This window comes from Streptomyces doebereineriae (assembly GCF_031845645.1).
GTDB lineage: Bacteria > Actinomycetota > Actinomycetes > Streptomycetales > Streptomycetaceae > Streptomyces > Streptomyces canus.
The window spans coordinates 1-419 of record NZ_JAVREZ010000454.1 but is presented as its reverse complement, the minus strand read 5'-3'; the positions used below and the strand labels follow the sequence as shown (position 1 = coordinate 419).

The window sequence follows — 419 nt, the reverse complement described above, 5'->3', positions numbered from 1 at the left end:
ATCGCGGCCAGCCCGGCGCTGGGCTTCGTGTCGAAATACGCGTTGTCGGTGGACGCGATCCGCGAGTTGCTGGCCAGCTGCCCGAGGCCGTGACGTTGGGGACGCCGGTCTTCGGTGGATGGCGGAGCGTTTCGATGGACCGTCAAGCACCTTCTCCGGTAGCGGGGTGCCCGACATGGCCGGGCCGCTGTTCGACGCCCAGCAGGCCTGAAAGATGCTGGAGAAGCAGTCTCAGGGTGTGCTCGAGGTGATCTTGCTGGTCTTTGGACAGCCCATCTAGCAACTGGCATTCCCGCGTCAGCACCGCGGCAACGAGATCGTCGACTGTCGCGTGGCCGAGCGGGGTGAGTTCGATGTCGACGGTCCGTGAATCGCGGCGACCGGATCGTTTCACGAGTCCTTGTGCCTCTGCCCGGTCC

Annotated in this window: 1 pseudogene; it reads right to left on the bottom strand. The window is 65.2% G+C overall.

Annotated features, from left to right (window positions below):
* Positions 1 to 142: 142 nt before the first annotated feature.
* A pseudogene (locus RNB18_RS52745) lies at positions 143 to 419 on the bottom strand (hypothetical protein); the annotation flags it as partial.